Source organism: Sporichthyaceae bacterium (genome assembly GCA_036493475.1).
Taxonomy (GTDB): Bacteria; Actinomycetota; Actinomycetes; order Sporichthyales; family Sporichthyaceae; genus DASQPJ01.
The window spans coordinates 12,391-29,832 of sequence record DASXPS010000153.1 but is presented as its reverse complement, the minus strand read 5'-3'; the positions used below and the strand labels follow the sequence as shown (position 1 = coordinate 29,832).

The window sequence follows — 17,442 nt, the reverse complement described above, 5'->3', positions numbered from 1 at the left end:
GCCGGGAGCCGGTGGACAGCTGCGCGGCGAACCGGTCGCGGAAGACCTGCAGGCCCAGCATCGCGATGACGCTCTCGACCCGGTCGGCCACGTCCATCTCGGACAGCAGCGAGGCGGGCAGCCGTAACGCGGCAGCCAACGGTTCGCGGGAGCTGACCCATCGTTCGCAGGAGACCGCGATGGTCTCCGCCACGGTGAGGCCGGGGAACAGGCGCGCGTCCTGGAAGGACCGGCCCAGCCCGAGGTGTGCGCGGGCCTGCGGCGGCAGGTCGGTGACCTCGCGGCCGCCCAGGAACACGCGTCCGGCCTCCGGGGTGAGGAAGCCGGACAGGGCATCGAGGATGGTGGTCTTGCCGGCGCCGTTCGGGCCCATCAGGCCAACGATCTCGCCGGGGTGAATCTCCAGGTCCACGTCATCGATCGCGGTGACGCCACCGAAGCTCTTGCGCAGACCGGTGCAGGACACCGCGGGGCGCCCGGTGGTGCTCACCACCTGCTCCGTCGGGGGCAGCGGTGCCGACTCCAGCGCGCCGGCCAGGAACACCGAACGGATCAGGTCGCCGCGCGCGAGGATGTCCGCGGCCGGCCCGGAGAAGCGCACCTCACCCTTCTCCAGGAACATGGCGCGATCGCCGACCTGCAGCGCCAGTTCCGCGGACTGCTCGACGAGCACGATGCCGATGCCCGCGGCGCGCAACCGACCGACCACCTCGAGCAGTTCGGCGACCACCGTGGGCGCCAGGCCGAGTGAGAGTTCGTCGATGAGCAGCACCCGGGTGCCCGGCTGACCGTCCTCGCCGGCCGGGCCCTGCACCAGGGCCTGGGCCAGCGCCAACATTTGCTGTTGCCCACCGGACAGCAGGCCGGCGCGATCGTCCAACCGGCCGGACAGCGCGGGGAAGAGCTCCAGCACGTGGGAGATCACCGCGGCGCAGTGCGTCTTGTTCCCGCGGCTGATCCAGGTGGCCATCCGCAGGTTCTCACCCACCGTCAGGTCCGGGAAGATGCCGCGGCCGCCGGGCATGTACGCCAGGCCCTCGCGGGCCATCCGCATCGGATCGGTCCCGGTGACGTCGCGCCCACCGAAGCGCACGGTGCCCTTCTTCGGCGGGGTGAGTCCGGAGATCGCTCGCAGTAGGGTCGACTTACCGGCGCCGTTGGTGCCCAGCACGGCGAGGATCTCCCCGGCCCGCAGCTGCAGGTCGACCCCGTGCAGGACGTGGTTGCGGCCGTAGCTGACCTCCAGGCCGGTGCACTCCAACAATGCGCTCATGACCGCACCACCTCACCGATCCGGGTCCCGATAGCGGCCAGATCAACCTCGGTAGCCCCGCTCTGTCCGCCCGGTCCGGACAGCGTGATGCCGCGGGCGCGGGCCACCGCGCGGAACGTCACGCCGCGCGCCTCGTTGAGAATGCGGGCCAACCCGCCCGGCAGCACCAGCAGCACGACCAACACGCCGGCGCCGGTGACCACCAGCTGCAGGCCGCCGGTCAACCAGTACTGAGCCAACCTCAGGAAGGTGGCCCCGGCCAACGCCCCGGACAACGAGGTGGCCCCGCCCAGCACCAACATCGAGAACGCCTCGAAGGCCATGGTCGGCGAGTAGCTACCGGCCCGCACACCGTCCAACGCGATCACGTGCAACCCGCCGGCCACGCCGGCCAACGCGCCGGACACGGCGAACCCGGCGAGTTTCACGCCGGTGGGGTTCAACCCCCGTGCCGCGGCGGCGCGCTCGTTGTCCCGCACCGCAACCATCGCGCGGCCCGGCCGGGAGTTGCGGATGCCGATGACCAGCACCAGCGACAGGGCCAGCACGCCGAGCGCGAACCAGTACAGCGTGCGTTCGTTGTAGAGGTCGAAGCGGGACAGGAACAGCGGGCGGTCCACCTGCTGCGGGACCAGGCTCGGGAAGTTCGCCGGGTTGAGGAGGAAGGTGGACAGGGGGACGGCGAAGGCGAGTGTGGTCACCCCGAGGAACAGGCCACGGATGCGCAGCGCGGGCAGCCCAACGGCCAGCGCGGTGATCGCCCCGGTGGCGCCACCGGCCAGCATCGCCACGATCAGATCGGCCCCCGCCTTGGCGATCAGGTCACCGGTGACCACCGCGCCCAACCCGGCGATGGCGAATTGGCCCAGGCTGATCTGCCCGGCCCAGCCGGTGAGCACCACCAGCGATACCGCGACCAACCCATAGATGATGGTGACGGTGCCGATCAGCGAGGTCTGACTGGGGCTCAGAAAGTAGGGGAGCACGATCAACCCGGTGCCGACGGCAGCGAACAGCACTCGACGACCCCAGACGATCTCCGGCAGGTGTGCGAGTTCCCACGGCACCGGCGGCGTCTCCTCGGCACTGCTCCAACCGGCGGTGTTCGCGTCCTGCACGCGGGACAGCGCGGAGCGCTCCGCGAGCAGTGCCACCAGCACGGCGGCGAACAGGGCGACGTCGACGTAGCTGGACCGGGAGGTGTTCCAGAACACCGCCTGTTGGAACACGCCGATCGCGATGCCCGCGCCGACCGCGCCGGGCAGACTCTCCATACGGGCGATCACCGCCGCGGCCAGCGCGGGCAGCAGCAGCGTGGGGCCCGCGGTCAGGTCGCCGCCGGACCCGACCAGCGGCGCGGCCAGGATGGCCGCCAATCCGGACAGGGCGCCCGCCAGCGCCCACACCATGGTGGACAGTCTGCGTACCGGGATGCCCAGCAGCATTGCGCGTTCGGCATTCGACGAGGTGGCGCGGATGCCCACGCCGAGCGCGGTGGACCGCAGGAACACCGCGAACAGCGCGAGCACGATCGGCACGGTGATCAGCACCATCACGTGCGCGCCGGAGAACCGCAGCGCGCCGAAGGTGAAGTCGATGTGCAGCGGGGTGCGGAATCCGGTCGTCAGTCCGCCCAGCCCGGTGCTGCCGCCGAGCAGGTGCGGCACCCCGAGCTGGGCACCGGCCAGGATTTGCGCCAGCCCGATGGTGGCCACGGTGAGGATCAGTCGTGGCGCCCAGAACAACCGCTGCACCACCACCCGGTCACACAGGGCGCCGACCGCTGCGGCGGCCAACACCCCGGCGGCCAGGGCGGCGTAGTAATTCCAGTGCTTGGTGGAAAACAACTGCACGGACAGCACCGCAGCGGCCGAGCCCAGCGAGGCCTGCGCGAAGTTCACCACCCGCGAGGACCGGTAGACCAGTACCAGGCCGAGCGCTGAGCACCCGGTCAACGATCCGAGCACCACGCCCTGCAGCAGCACACCCAACGGCAGCCCGGAGGGCAGCACCGCGTTCAGCACGACCCAGGCGAGGGGTGCGGCGACACAGCCGGCGAGCGCTTTGCGCCCGGTGCTCACCGCATGGCCCGAATCCGGTCCCCGGCAGCCATGAGCAACACCACCAGCAGGCCGAGGCCCAGCAGGGTGACGGTGAGAGTGCGGTGGGCGTGGTGGCCAACTGCGTAGGACACCGTGCGCGGCGAGACGTCACCCACGGCCACGTTCACCGTCGGCGGGGCGGCCGCGCCGGCACCGGCAGCCGCCGGGGCGGTGGGCAGGGCGGGCGCGCTCGGCGGTGGACCCAACGCTGTGCCGGGCACCACCGGCGGTAGCGCCGGGGCCACCCCCGGACCCGTCGGCGCCGTGTCCAGCGGCGCCAGGTCGGTGCGCGCGCTCACCCCGCCGAGCTCCAATCGTCCACCGGTCCGGCCGCCGGCGGCACCGACTGCGGCGTTCACCACGATCTGCGCCGCCGAGGCATCCGGGTAGGCGGCGATGATTGCCTTGGCCAGTTGCTGCAGCGGCGGCGCGGCCGCGTCGCCCACCTTGGCGGTCGGACCGACAAGCGACTGCGGGTTGCGGAACTGCACCACCAGGGGGCCGACGGTGGCGCCGTCCGCGGTGTCCGCGGCGGGGGGCAGCAGGGCGAGACCGAGCGGGTCCAGCGCTTGATTGGCCGAGGCGATCGCGGTGGCCAACTGTTCCGGGCCGGCCACCGGCAGCGGCTTGCCCATGACGGTCATCCCGCCCAGGGTGAAGGCCGGCACCCCGGTGGCACCCAGGTGCTGGCCCGCGTCCCAGCTCAGGTTGAACAGCTGCACCTGTCCATCGCCCAGCGAGACCTGACCGATCGTCACATGACCGACGGCGGAGCCGGCGTCGGCGGTGGACCGGCTCAGCCCGCCGGTCACCTCGATCACGTCGGGCACCGTCAGGTCCGGACCGGTGGCGGTGCCGTTGGCCGCGAGCGGGGCCCGGGTGGCATCGGCGCTCTCGTGGGCACCACCCACGCTCGGCGCCCCGGCCGGCGGGGCGGGCGCGGCGGGAGCGCCCGCGGGCGCGAACGGGTTACGGTCGACGTGCTGGGTGCCCTCGGAGTCCGCGTTCACCGGCTCGGGCAACTGCAGCGTGGGCTGTTTGGGGGAACCGTCACCGGCATTGGCGTTGACGATGGTGCCGACCAGGCCGAAATCGGCGGCGCCCGCGGAGGCCTGTGCGGTGCCCGACCCGACCTGCGCGGTGGTGGTACCCAGGCTGGTGTTCACGCCGGGCACACCGAGGTAGGGCACCAGACGGGCGAAGGTGGCCTGCGCCTGCCCATTCACCCGGGCGTCGTTGCCGTCGGCGCTTGCCATCGCGCCGGGCAACAGGGGTGCCGCGGCCAGGGCCGCCGCGATCAGGCCGACAGGGACCATCCGGCGGCTCACGGCGCGGCCGCCGGCGGGATCGGGGCGGGCGGGGCCTTGGTCGGCCAGTTGCCGCGGTAGCGGTGGTCCGCGTCCGGGGCAACGTACCGGCCCGGATCGTTGTCGAACGGGCTGATCGCATGCGGGTCGTAGTAGATCTCCCGGGCGTCGTCGATCGCCGTGTAATCGTTCGGACCCCAGCTCCAATGGCCCAGCGGTCCGGTGTAGCCGGGGTAGGCGAACATGCCGCGCTGGAAGGTCGCCGGGTTCAGGTCGGGGCCGGCCATCTGCAACCCGATGAACAGCATGAGCAGCGAGTAGTAGTCCAGGTCGCGGGCCATCGTCGGTTCGTCCTGGGGGCGGATCGCCTTGTACGCGCGGTAGGACTCCGAGGCCTTGCCCTGCCGGATGTCGGAGATGAAGCTCTGGCCGTAGGCGAACTGCCACTGATCCTGGTCATAGAACTGCCCGGCCGCGTCGGCGTCGGTGAGCACGGTGCCGGTGAGGAACCACTCCGGCCAGAAGTCCTGCTGGGTGGCCGAACCGGACAGGAAGAACGGCAGCAGCGGATCGGTCACCAGGATCACTGTGGTGACCCCGGCACTCTTCAACTGCGCCGCCATGTTCGGCGCCTCCTGCTGCATGGTGGAGAAGTCCAGCGAGTAGCGAATCTCCTTGGTGATCGCGATACCCGCGGCCTTCAGCAGCGGCCGGGCATCGTTGACGCACTGCGCATAGACCGCGTCGTCGGGCACCACCAGGCCGTACTTGCGCTGCTGGGTGCGCAGGTGCGCGCTACCCGCGCGGACCGCGTTGCCGGTCGGCGGCATGCGCTTGGACAACAGGTCGACCGCGGAGCGCAGCAGCGTGGTGCAGTCGACGAGCTGCCCCCAGGCGTAGGGCGCCCGGGCCCGGTAGTAGGACTCCGGCAGGTGCAGCCCGCCGAAGGACACCACGTGCTGACGGACCAGGGCGTCCAGGTACGGCTGGCTGATCGCGGACATGTCGGCGAACGCCTTGATCTCCTGACCCACCTTCAGTGCGTCGGCGTTGGCGGCCTCCTGGCCGCTGCCGGACAGCTCCTTGAACGAGTCCCCGCGACCCTTGTAGGCGACCAGCTTCACCTTGCGGCCGTAGAGCTGAAAGTGGCTGTTGAAGTACTGCAGCAATGCGTCGCGAGTGCGCTTGGACGCCTCCGGCGAGGAGATGATGCCCTTCTTCTCCGCGGTCTTCTCCAGCTCGCTGTTCTTGCCCAGCGGGTTGCCCAGATCCCGGAAGCTCACGGTGATGGTGTCGTCGGTGACCCCGCGCGAGGTGGCGCCGCCGTTGCTGCCGGAGAAGTCCAGGCACGGTGGGGAGTAGGCGGAGTTACCGTCCTGCCGGGTGCCGCCGGAACAGTCCGAGCCCGCGCGTACAGCCGCCCCGGCCGCCGCCGGCGCGTTGGCTCGCACGCCGGGCGCGGTCTGGCCCTTGGGCACCGGACCAATGGTGGGGGTAGCGCTGGGTGCGGCGAGCGTGCCCGAGGCGGGCAGACCGCGGGTGATCGGTGCGTTGTTCGCGGCGGTGGCAGCGGGCCCCGCGCCGGGCACCGACCCGGTGCCGAACTCGGCGGGCGTCGTGCTGACCTGGGTACGCGGCTTGCTCGGCTCGAGCAGCGTGATCAACAGCAGCACCACGATGAGCGCCGCCAACGGGCCGTAACCGCGCAGGATCAGTCGGTCGGCACGGGAACGTCGCCTTTTCTCCGACTGCACCCGTCACTCCCGACGAAGAGGGTCTCCTCGTGTGAGCGTAAGCGACGGTTTGCGCGGTACGAACCCGTTCAGCAGGATTTACCGGGTTGGTACGTCCCCTTGGGACGGGCTCAGTCCAGCTTCGCCGGGCTCGTGGAGGCGCATCGCCACAGGCACACGGTCAGCAGGTTGCCGGTCAGCCCGTCGCAGTCGTGCAGGCACACCGAGAGCAGGCCGCCGCTGAGCGCTCCGCCGGGGCTGGCGGCCGGGGCAGCGCCACCGGCACCCGCACCGCTGCCGCCGCCCAGCAGAGCGCCGAGGTCGAGGAGATCGCCGGGCGCGGGTGCGGGGCTGGGGGCGGTCGGCGCACCGGGGGTGGCGGGCGCCGGCGTGACGGCGGCACCGGCCGGGGAGGCAACCCCGAGAGCGAACGGCACGGCCAGCGCAACCGCAAGCAGCGGCTTGGAGAACCGATTCATGTCAGGACCTTTCGGGGCTACGTCTGGTTGTGGCCAGATGATCCTGGGTTGGACCCGGTCGGCGTCGAGGCTGTTGGGCCGTTCGGGGCCGGCGTCCAGAGGGCACACGAACCAGGTGATCCACCCCGCGTGCCGGAGACGCGGGGTGGATCACCTGGCGCTTTGACGGTGCGCTCGGTCAGCCGGCGGTTGGCGCGACCGGAAGGGTCTTGAGCAGGTACTGGAGGCCCAGCACGGCGAAGATGAGCGGAACCAGCATGTCCACGAGCGGCACGATGCCGAGCCCGGAGATCAGGTTGCCGATGCCGAGGACCTGCAGGTCCTGGTAGATACCCATCGACTCCAGCAGGCTCTTGAGCTCGAGGACCTTGTGCAGGTCAATGGGCAGCTGGTTCAGGTCGATGCCCAACGACAGCAGCAGCTCGGTGACACCCAGTTGGTCGAGCAGCTGGCAGGCGTCGAGGTGGAAGGGGATCGGGTCGGTGGCCGTGCAGTCAGCCGGGGCGGTGTTCGCGGCGGGCGCCGGCACGACACCCGTGGGAGCCGGCGCTTCCTGAGCCGGCGCAGCCTGCTTGCTGCTGTCCGCGGGGGGTGCCGGCTTGACGGCGGGTGCCGGCTCATCGGCCACAGGTGCGGGCTGGTCGGCCGCGGGCTTGTCAGCGGCGGGCGCGGGCTGGTCGGCCGCGGGCTTGTCAGCGGCGGGTGCGGGCTCGGTCGCGGGCGCCGTCTGGCCCGCGGCGGGTGCCGGGGCGGGAGCGGGCGTGCCCTGGTTGCGCTTGTTCGACTGGGCGAGCAGGTCCGCGGCGTGCTTGACGCAGTGCTGCATGGCGCTGTGCGCGACCGTGGTCTGGTCGCACTGCGCCTCGGCCACCACCGGGTCGGGCGAGTCGGCCGCCATGGCCGGCAGCTGCGGGCTGACGACAACGAGCGGCACCGCCAGCGCGGTTGCCTGCACCAATTTCTTGAAGCTTACCGACATTTGCTTCAACCTTTCATTCCCCGATTTGTTTACGTCGGGTCGATAAAAGGGGCGGGAAAAGGAAGGGTCAAGTTTCACTGGCCCGTTAGAGATTTGGTAAATTCGCGTGTCGGTCAATTCGGACAGGCATGGTTGGCGAGCGCGAAAATGCCTGTGGCGTAAGGGGAAACGGGTTCGTCCTATTTGCTCCGCGGAGGCTCGGGCAATTTCCCGATCTGTCCGATTTCACCGACAATTCCGGGCTCCACCGATACGGCATTTCCGACCTGTCCCTTTCGCCCGAAGCGCCCCGGGGTCGCTCATGCAAGAGCCACCGACCACTGTCGCGGGAGGTTTGTCGGGGTTCGCGGAGTCGGTACCTCTTGCAGGAGCAACGGGGGCGGCGAGGTATGAATGGTTATCCGCTGGCCTGCATGTCTATACTGCTACGAGGAGGTAACCATGGGCATGCGGGTGGCGGTGGCCGGAGCGAGCGGGTACGCGGGCGGTGAGCTGTTGCGCCTGCTGGCTGCGCACCCGGAATTCGAGGTGTGCGCGGCGGGGGCGGACCGCCGGGCGGGCGAGCCGATCCTCGCGGTGCATCCCAACCTGGTTTCCTACGCGGGGCAGTCGTTCACCGGTGGCGATGTGACCACGCTGCTCGACGCCGACGTGGTGTTCCTGGCGTTGCCGCACGGCGCCTCGGCCGCGTTGGCTCGGCAACTGCAGCCTGAGCAGGTGGTGGTGGACCTCGGCGCCGACCACCGGTTGGCCGACGCCGCCACATGGGAGAAGTACTACAAGATCCCGCACGCGGGCACCTGGACATACGGGCTGCCCGAACTGCCCGGTGCCCGGGCAGAGATCGCCGGTGCCACCCGCATCGCCAACCCCGGCTGCTACCCGACCTCCGTGGCGCTGGCGCTGGCACCGTTGCTCGCCGCCGGCCTGGTCGAGCCGAGCGACCTCGTGGTGGTCGCCGCCTCCGGCACCTCCGGTGCCGGTCGCAGCCCGTCGGACAACCTGCTCGGTTCGCAGGTCATGGGCGACGTGGCCGCCTACAAGATCGGCGGCGCGCACCAGCACACCCCGGAGATGGCCCAGACGCTGACCCGCGCCGCGGGCGTAGGAGTGCAGTTGAGCTTCACCCCGCTGCTCGCACCGATGCCGCGGGGCATCCTGGCCACCTGCACCGCGCTGCTGAAGCCCGGCGTGGACACCGCCGCGCTGCAGGAGGCCCTGCACGCCGCCTACGCCGACGAGCCGTTCGTGCACGTGCTGCCCGACGGGTTGCTGCCGCACACCGCCGCCACATCCGGCTCCAACGCGGTGCACCTGCAGGCCGCCGCCGATTCGGCCTCCGGCCGGGCGGTGGTCATCTGCGCCCTCGACAACCTGGGCAAGGGCGCTGCCGGACAGGCCCTGCAGAACGCGAACATCGCGCTCGGCCTGGACGAGACGCTGGGGTTGAGCGCGCTGGGTGTGTCGCCGTGAGCGTGACCGCGCCGGCCGGGTTCCGGGCCGCGGGCGTGACCGCGGGCCTCAAAGCGTCCGGCAAGCCGGACCTGGCGCTGGTTGTCAATGACGGCCCGTCGCATGCCGCGGCGGCGGTGTTCACGTCCAACCGGGTCGCGGCCGCACCGGTGGTGTGGAGCCGGCAGGTCGTCGCCGACGGCCGGGCCGACGCGGTGATCCTCAACTCCGGTGGGGCGAACGCCTGCACCGGTCCGGAGGGCTTCGCAGACACCCATCGCACCGCCGAACACGTGGCTGCCCTGCTCGGTGTTTCCTCGATCGACGTTGCGGTGTGTTCCACCGGGCTGATCGGTGAGCGGCTGACGATGGATCTGCTGCTCGCCGGGGCCGGCGCCGCCGCAGCGGCGTTGCACGCCGACGGCGGACCGGACGCGGCCACCGCGATCATGACCACCGACACAATGTCCAAGCAGACCCACGTGTCCGGCACGGGCTTCTCGGTCGGCGGCATGGCCAAGGGCGCCGGCATGCTCGCGCCCGGCCTGGCCACCATGCTCGTGGTGCTGACCACCGACGCCGAGGTGTCCTCGGCCGAGCTGGACACGGCGCTGCGCGCGGCGACCCGGGTCACCTTCGATCGGCTGGACTCCGATGGCTGCATGTCCACCAACGACACCGTGCTGCTGCTCGCCTCGGGCGCCTGCGCGGTCCGCCCCGATCCGACGGAGTTCGCCGACGTGCTGGCCGCGGCCTGCGCGGACCTGGCCGGCCAACTACTGCGCGACGCCGAGGGCGCCGCCCACGACATCGCCATCGAGGTGATCAACGCCGCCTCCGAGGACGATGCGGTCGAGGTGGCCCGCGCGGTGGCCCGCAGCAACCTGTTCAAGTGCGCGGTGTTCGGCAACGACCCCAACTGGGGCCGCATCCTCGCCGCGGTGGGTACCACCGGCGCGGCCTTCGACGCCGACCGACTCGACGTCTGGTTCAACGGAGTGGCGGTCTGCCGGGACTCCGGGGTGGGGGAGTCCCGCGACAAGGTCGATCTGACCGCACGTCAGGTAGAGATACAGGTCGACCTCAAGTTCGGTCCGGCCCGCGCCACGGTGTGGACCAACGACCTCACCCACGACTACGTTCACGAGAACTCGGCGTATTCGACATGAGCAGAGACCGGGCCACCGCCGCGACCAAGGCTGCCGTGCTGGTCGCCGCCCTGCCGTGGTTGGAGCGCTTCCACGGTCGCGTCGTGGTCATCAAGTTCGGCGGCAACGCGATGACCGACGACAAGCTGATGCACGCGTTCGCCGAGGACGTGGTGTTCCTGCGTTACGCGGGCATCCGGCCGGTCATCGTGCACGGTGGCGGCCCGCAAATCACCGCCGCGCTGGACAAGCTCGGCGTGGTGACCGAGTTCAAGGCCGGGCTACGGGTCACCACGCCGGAAGCCATGGACGTGGTGCGCATGGTGCTTGTCGGCCAGGTACAGCGGGGGATCGTCGGACAGCTCAACGCGCACGGCCCGTTCGCGGTCGGTCTGTCCGGGGAGGACGGTCGGCTGTTCACCGCCACCCGCCGCGCCGCGACGATAAACGGGGAGCAGGTCGACATCGGGTTGGTCGGCGAGGTCAGCACGGTCGATCCCGGTGTCGTGCAGGGATTGCTCGCCGACGGTCGCATCCCGGTGGTCTCCTCGGTGGCCCGCGGCGAGGACGGCGAGATCTACAACGTCAACGCCGACACCGCGGCGGCTGCGCTGGCCGTCGCGCTGCGCGCGGAGAAGCTGGTCATGCTCACCGACGTCGAGGGCCTCTACGCCAACTACCCCGAGAACGATGAGGTGATCGACCGGCTGACGGCGGATCAGTTGGCCGCCATTCTGCCCGGGCTGTCCTCCGGGATGATCCCCAAGATGGAGGCCTGCCTGCAGGCCGTGCAGGGTGGGGTGCGCTCGGCTCACGTGTTGGACGGTCGACTGCCGCACTCCGTGTTGCTCGAACTCGTCACCGACGAAGGCATCGGAACCATGGTGATCCCGTGACGCACACCTCTGATTTGCAGGAGCGTTGGAACGCCGCGCTGATGCCGAACTACGGCACGCCCCCGGTGGCGCTGGCCCGAGGCAAGGGCGCCGAGGTCTGGGACGTGGACGGCAATCGCTACCTGGACTTGCTGGGCGGCATTGCGGTCACCTCTATCGGACACGCCCACCCGGCCTATGTCGCCGCGGTGCACGCCCAGGTGGGCACGCTGGCGCACACCTCGAACCTGTATCTGCACGAGCCCGGCGTCACGCTCGCCGAGCGACTGCTGCACCTGCTGGGCGCGACCGACGACGGGTCGCGGGTGTTCCTGTGCAACAGCGGTACCGAGGCCAATGAGGCTGCGTTCAAGATGGTGCGCCGGCACACGCCGGACCGTCCGCGGTTCGTGGCCGCGGAGAACAGCTTCCACGGCCGGTCGATGGGGGCGCTGGCGCTGACCGGGAAGCCCGCGATCCGGGTGCCGTTTGCGCCGCACGCCGCCGAGGTGACCTTCGTGCCGTATGGCGATGTCGGCGCGTTACGCGCCGCGGTCGGCCCGGACGTGGCCGCGGTGTTCCTCGAACCGGCATTGGGCGAGGGCGGCGTAGTGCCCGCGCCGGCCGGCTATCTGCGGGCGGCCCGCGAGGTGTGTGACGCGCACGGCGCGGTGCTCGTGCTGGACGAGATCCAGTCCGCCATCGGCCGCACCGGCGAGTGGTTCGCGCACTCGGCGGAAGGCGTGCGGCCGGACATCCTCACCCTGGCCAAGGGCCTGGGCGGTGGGCTGCCCATCGGCGCGGTCGTCGGTCTGGGGTCATTCGGATCCACCTTCCAACGCGGCGATCACGGCAGCACGTTCGGCGGGAACCCGGTCTCCGCCTCGGCGGCGCTGGCAGTGCTGGACACCATCGCCAACGAGGGCCTGTTGGAGAACGCGACCAAGGTCGGCGAGCACCTCGCCGCCGGGATGGCCGCGATCGAACACCCCCTGCTGGTCGGCGTGCGCGGCAGGGGTCTGTGGCTGGGCATCGTGTTGAGCCAGGACGTCTCCGCGGCGGTGGAACTCGCGTGTCGGCAGGCCGGCTTCCTGGTCAACGCGGTGCAGCCCAACGCGATTCGACTCGCCCCGCCACTGGTCCTCACCATCGAGCAGGCGCAGACGTTCCTCGACGCCCTACCCGGCATTCTCGAGGCGGCAACATGAGCGTGCGTCACTTCCGTCGGGACGACGATCTGTCGCCCGCCGAACAACGTGAGGTGCTCGACCTCGCCGACCGGATGAAGGCCGACCGGTTCGGCTTCCGGCCACTGGAGGGTCCGCGCGCGGTAGCGGTGCTGTTCGACAAGCACTCCACCCGAACCCGGGTCTCGTTCAGTGTGGGCATCGCCGAACTCGGCGGCTACCCGTTGGTGATCGAGGCGTCCGGCTCGCAATTGGGCCGCGGCGAACCGATCTCGGACACCGCCCGGGTGCTGGACCGGCAGTGCGCGGCGATCGTGTGGCGCACCTTCGGCCAGGACCGCATCGAGGAAATGGCCGCGATCAGCCGGGTGCCGGTGGTCAACGCACTGTCCGACGAGTTCCACCCGTGCCAGGTGCTGGCCGACCTGCAGACCGTGCGGGAGCGCTTCGGCCGACTGGCCGGGGTGACCCTGACCTACCTCGGCGACGGGGCCAACAACATGGCGCACTCATACCTGCTCGGCGGTGCCACCGCCGGGGTGCACGTGCGCATCGGCAGCCCGCCCGGCTTCCGCCCCGACCCCGGAGTGGTGGCCAGGGCGCAGCAGATCGCCGCGACCACCGGCGGTTCGGTGCTGCTGACCACCGACGCGAAGGAGGCCTGCGCGGGCGCGCACGTGCTGGCCACCGACACCTGGGTTTCCATGGGCATGGAGTCCGACGGTCGGGAGACCGTGTTCGCGCCCTACGTGCTCGATGAGGCCGCGCTGGCGCTGGCCGCCCCCGATGCGATCGTGCTGCACTGCCTGCCCGCCTACCGTGGCCAAGAGATCACCGCGGGCGTGCTGGACGGACCGGCCTCCGCGGTGTGGGACGAGGCGGAGAACCGTCTGCACGCACAGAAAGCGTTGCTCACCTGGTTGCTGGAGCAGGCGGAGCGAGCGGTAGCTAGCGACCGAGCGGGCACCGGATGACGTTGCCCAGCACCAAGACGGCGCGGCACCGGCGCATCGTGGAATTGCTTTCCCGGGCCCGCGTGCACTCGCAGACCGAACTGGCCGGCCTGCTCGGCTCCGACGGTCTGACCGTCACTCAGGCGACGTTGTCCCGCGACCTCGACGAACTCGGCGCGGTGCGCATCCGCGACGACGACGGGGCGCTGGTCTACGCCGTGCCCGCGGAGGGCGGCGACCGCAGCCCGCGGGTGGCACCCGACTCCGGTGCCCTCAACGCCCGATTGGCCCGCGCCGTCGAGGAGTTGCTGGTCTCCGCCGAGGCCTCGGCGAACCTGGTGGTGCTGCGGACCCCACCGGGTGCGGCGCAGTTCTTCGCCTCGACCGTGGACGCCGCCGCGTCGCCGTCCCTGCTGGGCACCATTGCCGGCGACGACACCGTCCTGCTGATCACCCGCGACCCGCTCGGCGGCGAGGCCGTCGCCCGCTACTTCCTCTCCCTTGCCGAACGCTCATCCAGCAAAGAAGGAGCTACACCGTGACCGAACGCGTCGTCCTCGCCTACTCCGGCGGCCTGGACACCTCCGTGTGCATCGGCTGGATTGCCGACCAGACCGGAGCGGAGATCATCGCGGTGGCCGCCGACGTCGGTCAGGGCGGCGAGGACATGAACGTCATCCGACAGCGCGCGCTGGACTGCGGTGCGGTCGAGTCAATCGTGCTGGATCTCAAGGACACCTTCGCCAACGAGTACTGCCTGCCGGCGCTGCGCGCCAACGCGCTCTACATGGAGCGCTACCCGTTGGTCTCCGCGCTGTCCCGGCCCACCATCGTCAAAGCCCTGGTCGAGGCCGCCCGCTTCCACGGCGCGTCCATGGTCGGCCACGGTTGCACGGGTAAGGGCAACGACCAGGTGCGCTTCGAGGTCGGCGTCGGCGCACTCGCTCCGGACCTCAAGGTGCTCGCCCCGGTCCGCGACTCCGGCATGACCCGGGACAAGGCGATCGCCTTTGCGGAGAAGAACAACCTGCCGATCGATGTGAACAAGAAATCCCCGTACTCCATCGATCAGAACGTGTGGGGTCGTGCGGTCGAGACCGGTTTCCTGGAGGACATCTGGAATGGCCCGATCGAGGACATCTACACCTACACGCAGAACCCGGCCACCCCGCGCGACGCCGACGAAGTCGTGATCACCTTCGCCTCCGGTGTCCCGGTCGCGATCGACGGCCGCCCCGTCTCCATGCTCGAGGCGATCGTGGAAATGAACGCCCGGGCCGGCGCTCAGGGCATCGGCCGGCTGGACATGGTCGAGGACCGCCTGGTCGGCATCAAGAGTCGCGAGGTCTACGAGGCTCCCGGCGCGATCGCGTTGATCACAGCCAAGCAGGAGCTGGAGAACGTCACCGTCGAGCGCGAGTTGGCCCGGTACAAGCGCGGCGTTTCCCAGCGTTGGTCCGAACTGGTCTACGACGGTCTGTGGTTCTCCCCACTCAAGAACGCGCTCGACTGCTTCCTGGAGGAGGCCACCAAGCATGTCTCCGGCGACGTTCGGATGACGTTGCATGCCGGGCGTGCGGTTCCGACCGGTCGGCGCTCGGATGCCTCGCTGTACGACTACAACCTGGCCACCTACGACGAAGAGGACACCTTCGACCAGTCACTGGCCAAGGGCTTCATCGACCTGTTCGGCATGTCGAGCCGGGTCGCGATGGCCCGCGACGAGCGACTGGGCAAGTGACCCAGCCGGACGGGTCCTCGCTGCGGCTCTGGGGCGGTCGCTTCGCCTCCGGGCCGGCGGACGCGTTGGCCGCGTTGTCGGTGTCGGTGCACTTCGACTGGCGGCTGGCCCGCCATGACATTGCCGGGTCCCGGGCGCACGCCCGGGTGTTGCACCGGGCCGGTTTGCTCTCCGAGGACGGCCTGGCCGCCATGCTCGCCGGTTTGGACTCATTGGAGGCTGACGTGGTGTCAGGTTCCTTCACTCCCACGGTTTCCGACGAGGATGTGCACACCGCACTGGAACGAGGCCTGATCGAACGGGTGGGGGCAGAGCTCGGTGGTCGGTTGCGGGCCGGGCGGTCCCGCAACGACCAGGTGGCCACGCTGTTCCGGATGTACCTGCGCGACGCCGCGCGCCGGATCGCCGGGTTGCTGGTGGACCTGCAGGAGGCGCTGGTCGCGCAGGCCACCGCGCACCTCGGGGTGGCCATGCCCGGCCGCACCCACTTGCAGCACGCGCAACCGGTGCTGCTGTCCCACCACCTGCTGGCCCACGTGCATGCGCTGTCCCGGGACGTGGCACGGCTGCGCGACTGGGACGTTCGGGCCGCGTTCTCGCCCTACGGTTCCGGGGCGCTGGCCGGGTCCTCGCTGGGGTTGGACCCGGAGCAGGTCGCGGCCGAACTCGGTTTCGCGGGTTCGGTGGCCAACTCCATCGACGGCACCGCGTCCCGCGACTTCGCCGCCGAGGCAGCCTTCGTGTTCGCGATGATCGGCGTGGACCTCTCGCGGATCGCCGAGGAGGTGATCCTGTGGGCCACCAAGGAGTTCTCCTTCGTCACCCTCGACGACGCGTACTCCACCGGGTCCTCGATCATGCCGCAGAAGAAGAACCCGGACATCGCCGAACTGGCCCGGGGCAAGGCCGGGCGGATGATCGGCAACCTGTCCGGGCTGTTGGCCACGCTCAAGGGTCTGCCGCTGGCCTACAACCGGGACCTGCAGGAGGACAAGGAGCCGGTGTTCGATTCCGTCGACACCCTCGAGGTGCTGCTGCCCGCGTTCACCGGGATGATGGCCACCCTGCGCTTCCACCCCACACGGCTGGAGGAGCTGGCCCCGGCCGGGTTCTCCTTGGCCACCGACATTGCCGAGTGGCTGGTGCGTTCCGGCGTGCCGTTCCGGCTCGCCCACGAGGTTGCCGGGGCGTGCGTCCAACACTGCGAGAAGGCCGGGATCGAACTGGCCGACCTGACCGACGCCGACCTGGCCGCGGTCTCGACCCACCTGACGCCGGCGGTCCGGGACGTGCTCACCGTCGCCGGGTCCATCGCCTCGCGCAACGCCCGCGGCGGCACCGCCGCGGACCGGGTGGCCGAGCAGCTCGACGAGCTGCGCGCGGACCTGGACATTCAACGTGCGTGGGCTCAGCCCGGGCTCTGAACCCAGCGTTGCCGGGGTGCGCCCGGTTCCGGACCGAGACGACCCGTCAGGCCGACCCGACCCGCCACCACGGATCCCACCGGCACCGGGTCATGCTGCTCGGGCAGGCAGAGATCCAGTTGCAGGCCGAGGGTGCGTACCCGGGCCACGGTGAAGTGATTGCCCGTCAGTTCGTTGCGCCGCCGTTCTGCGGCCACCACGCTGCCGGTCAACCCGGCTACCGGTAGCAAGTCCCCGTCCGGTTCCAGGGACTCCTCGGACACTCGCGGCGGCCACGCCCAGCCACGCTCCGCGAAGTGCTCCGGCGGCTGCGCGGGATAGCTTGCCGGGTCACCATGAATGCTGGCCGGGTCCGCAATGAATGCCGCAGCGTCGGCGAACACCCGCACCGGCCCGGTCGCCACCACCGCCGCGGGCCACGTCCGGCTGCAGCTCTCTGTGGTCAACGCGTGTCCCTGTTCCAGGCGGAGCACCACCCGAGCGATTCGCGAGCCGGCTCGGTCGAGAACCGCGGCGCCCACCACATCGCCGGCCAGCACGGTGAGCCCACCCAGCAACGTGGACGGCGACGACCACAACGTCGGCCACATCCACCGCACGTCCACGCCCCGGCAGCCGAGCACCAACCGCGCACCGGACGCCCCGTCGGTCCAGGCCAGCACCTCGGCATCGCCGAGGCGGCTCAACCGTTCCACCCGGGGCAACACCGCGGCCACCAACGCCGCGGTGTCGGCGCCGAAGCCGAAGCACTCCAGAGCGGCGGAGTCCACGACCGGGGCGATCACCCGG

General features: G+C 70.5%; 15 protein-coding genes. 8 read left to right on the top strand and 7 right to left on the bottom strand.

Annotated features, from left to right (window positions below):
- From VGJ14_15715 to VGJ14_15690, 6 genes are all read right to left on the bottom strand, one after another.
- Nucleotides 1–1,273 (bottom strand): ATP-binding cassette domain-containing protein (locus VGJ14_15715; protein ID HEY2833876.1); only part of this gene is annotated, 1,273 nt, incomplete at its 3' end.
- A complete protein-coding gene (locus VGJ14_15710) occupies nucleotides 1,270–3,354 on the bottom strand; it encodes an ABC transporter permease (GenBank protein ID HEY2833875.1) in 2,085 nt (694 codons plus the stop codon). The genes VGJ14_15710 and VGJ14_15715, both read right to left, overlap by 4 nt.
- Nucleotides 3,351–4,691, bottom strand: a complete 1,341-nt coding sequence (locus VGJ14_15705; protein HEY2833874.1) for a hypothetical protein — start codon at nucleotides 4,689–4,691, stop codon at nucleotides 3,351–3,353. The genes VGJ14_15710 and VGJ14_15705 overlap by 4 nt, the downstream gene beginning before the upstream one ends.
- A gap of 8 nt (nucleotides 4,692–4,699) precedes the next feature.
- Nucleotides 4,700–6,436 carry an ABC transporter substrate-binding protein gene (locus tag VGJ14_15700; GenBank protein HEY2833873.1) on the bottom strand — a complete coding sequence of 579 codons (1,737 nt, stop codon included), beginning with the start codon at nucleotides 6,434–6,436 and terminating at the stop codon, nucleotides 4,700–4,702.
- 110 nt (nucleotides 6,437–6,546) lie between these two features.
- On the bottom strand, nucleotides 6,547–6,894 hold the full coding sequence (locus VGJ14_15695; GenBank protein ID HEY2833872.1) for a hypothetical protein: 348 nt from the start codon (nucleotides 6,892–6,894) through the stop codon (nucleotides 6,547–6,549).
- A gap of 178 nt (nucleotides 6,895–7,072) precedes the next feature.
- On the bottom strand, nucleotides 7,073–7,873 hold the full coding sequence (locus VGJ14_15690; protein ID HEY2833871.1) for a hypothetical protein: 801 nt from the start codon (nucleotides 7,871–7,873) through the stop codon (nucleotides 7,073–7,075).
- 441 nt (nucleotides 7,874–8,314) lie between these two features.
- Between VGJ14_15690 and argC the strand changes: the two genes are divergently transcribed.
- Genes argC through argH form a run of 8 tightly spaced genes read left to right on the top strand, consistent with a single transcriptional unit; the run spans nucleotide 8,315 to nucleotide 16,653 of the window.
- Nucleotides 8,315–9,346: an N-acetyl-gamma-glutamyl-phosphate reductase gene (gene argC / locus VGJ14_15685; protein HEY2833870.1), complete on the top strand. Its 1,032-nt coding sequence runs from the start codon at nucleotides 8,315–8,317 to the stop codon at nucleotides 9,344–9,346.
- A complete protein-coding gene (gene argJ, locus VGJ14_15680; protein HEY2833869.1) occupies nucleotides 9,343–10,494 on the top strand; it encodes a bifunctional glutamate N-acetyltransferase/amino-acid acetyltransferase ArgJ in 1,152 nt (383 codons plus the stop codon). The genes argC and argJ overlap by 4 nt, the downstream gene beginning before the upstream one ends.
- A complete protein-coding gene (argB, locus tag VGJ14_15675; GenBank protein ID HEY2833868.1) occupies nucleotides 10,491–11,369 on the top strand; it encodes an acetylglutamate kinase in 879 nt (292 codons plus the stop codon). Before argJ ends, argB begins: the two co-directional genes overlap by 4 nt.
- Entirely contained in the window at nucleotides 11,366–12,556 is a 1,191-nt protein-coding gene (locus tag VGJ14_15670) for an acetylornithine transaminase (protein ID HEY2833867.1), read from the top strand. Before argB ends, VGJ14_15670 begins: the two co-directional genes overlap by 4 nt.
- Complete coding sequence (gene argF, locus VGJ14_15665; protein ID HEY2833866.1) at nucleotides 12,553–13,509, top strand: ornithine carbamoyltransferase; 957 nt, start codon at nucleotides 12,553–12,555, stop codon at nucleotides 13,507–13,509. Before VGJ14_15670 ends, argF begins: the two co-directional genes overlap by 4 nt.
- Nucleotides 13,506–14,030 carry an arginine repressor gene (locus VGJ14_15660; GenBank protein HEY2833865.1) on the top strand — a complete coding sequence of 175 codons (525 nt, stop codon included), beginning with the start codon at nucleotides 13,506–13,508 and terminating at the stop codon, nucleotides 14,028–14,030. Before argF ends, VGJ14_15660 begins: the two co-directional genes overlap by 4 nt.
- Nucleotides 14,027–15,229, top strand: coding sequence for an argininosuccinate synthase (locus tag VGJ14_15655; protein ID HEY2833864.1), 1,203 nt, complete (start codon nucleotides 14,027–14,029; stop codon nucleotides 15,227–15,229). The genes VGJ14_15660 and VGJ14_15655 overlap by 4 nt, the downstream gene beginning before the upstream one ends.
- Nucleotides 15,226–16,653, top strand: a complete 1,428-nt coding sequence (gene argH, locus VGJ14_15650; protein ID HEY2833863.1) for an argininosuccinate lyase — start codon at nucleotides 15,226–15,228, stop codon at nucleotides 16,651–16,653. Before VGJ14_15655 ends, argH begins: the two co-directional genes overlap by 4 nt.
- Here the strand turns inward: argH and VGJ14_15645 are convergent.
- Nucleotides 16,638–17,438, bottom strand: a complete 801-nt coding sequence (locus tag VGJ14_15645) for a hypothetical protein (protein ID HEY2833862.1) — start codon at nucleotides 17,436–17,438, stop codon at nucleotides 16,638–16,640. The two genes, argH and VGJ14_15645, sit on opposite strands and share 16 nt — an antisense overlap.
- Nucleotides 17,439–17,442 lie beyond the last annotated feature (4 nt).

Excerpts from the sequence above, each read along its gene's own strand:
- VGJ14_15705 (HEY2833874.1), bottom strand. The coding sequence starts at position 4,691 with ATGGTCCCTGTCGGCCTGATCGCGGCGGCCCTGGCCGCGGCACCCCTG.
- VGJ14_15695 (HEY2833872.1), bottom strand. The coding sequence starts at position 6,894 with ATGAATCGGTTCTCCAAGCCGCTGCTTGCGGTTGCGCTGGCCGTGCCG.
- VGJ14_15690 (HEY2833871.1), bottom strand. The coding sequence starts at position 7,873 with ATGTCGGTAAGCTTCAAGAAATTGGTGCAGGCAACCGCGCTGGCGGTG.
- argC (HEY2833870.1), top strand. The coding sequence starts at position 8,315 with ATGGGCATGCGGGTGGCGGTGGCCGGAGCGAGCGGGTACGCGGGCGGT.
- argB (HEY2833868.1), top strand. The coding sequence starts at position 10,491 with ATGAGCAGAGACCGGGCCACCGCCGCGACCAAGGCTGCCGTGCTGGTC.
- argF (HEY2833866.1), top strand. The coding sequence starts at position 12,553 with ATGAGCGTGCGTCACTTCCGTCGGGACGACGATCTGTCGCCCGCCGAA.
- VGJ14_15660 (HEY2833865.1), top strand. The coding sequence starts at position 13,506 with ATGACGTTGCCCAGCACCAAGACGGCGCGGCACCGGCGCATCGTGGAA.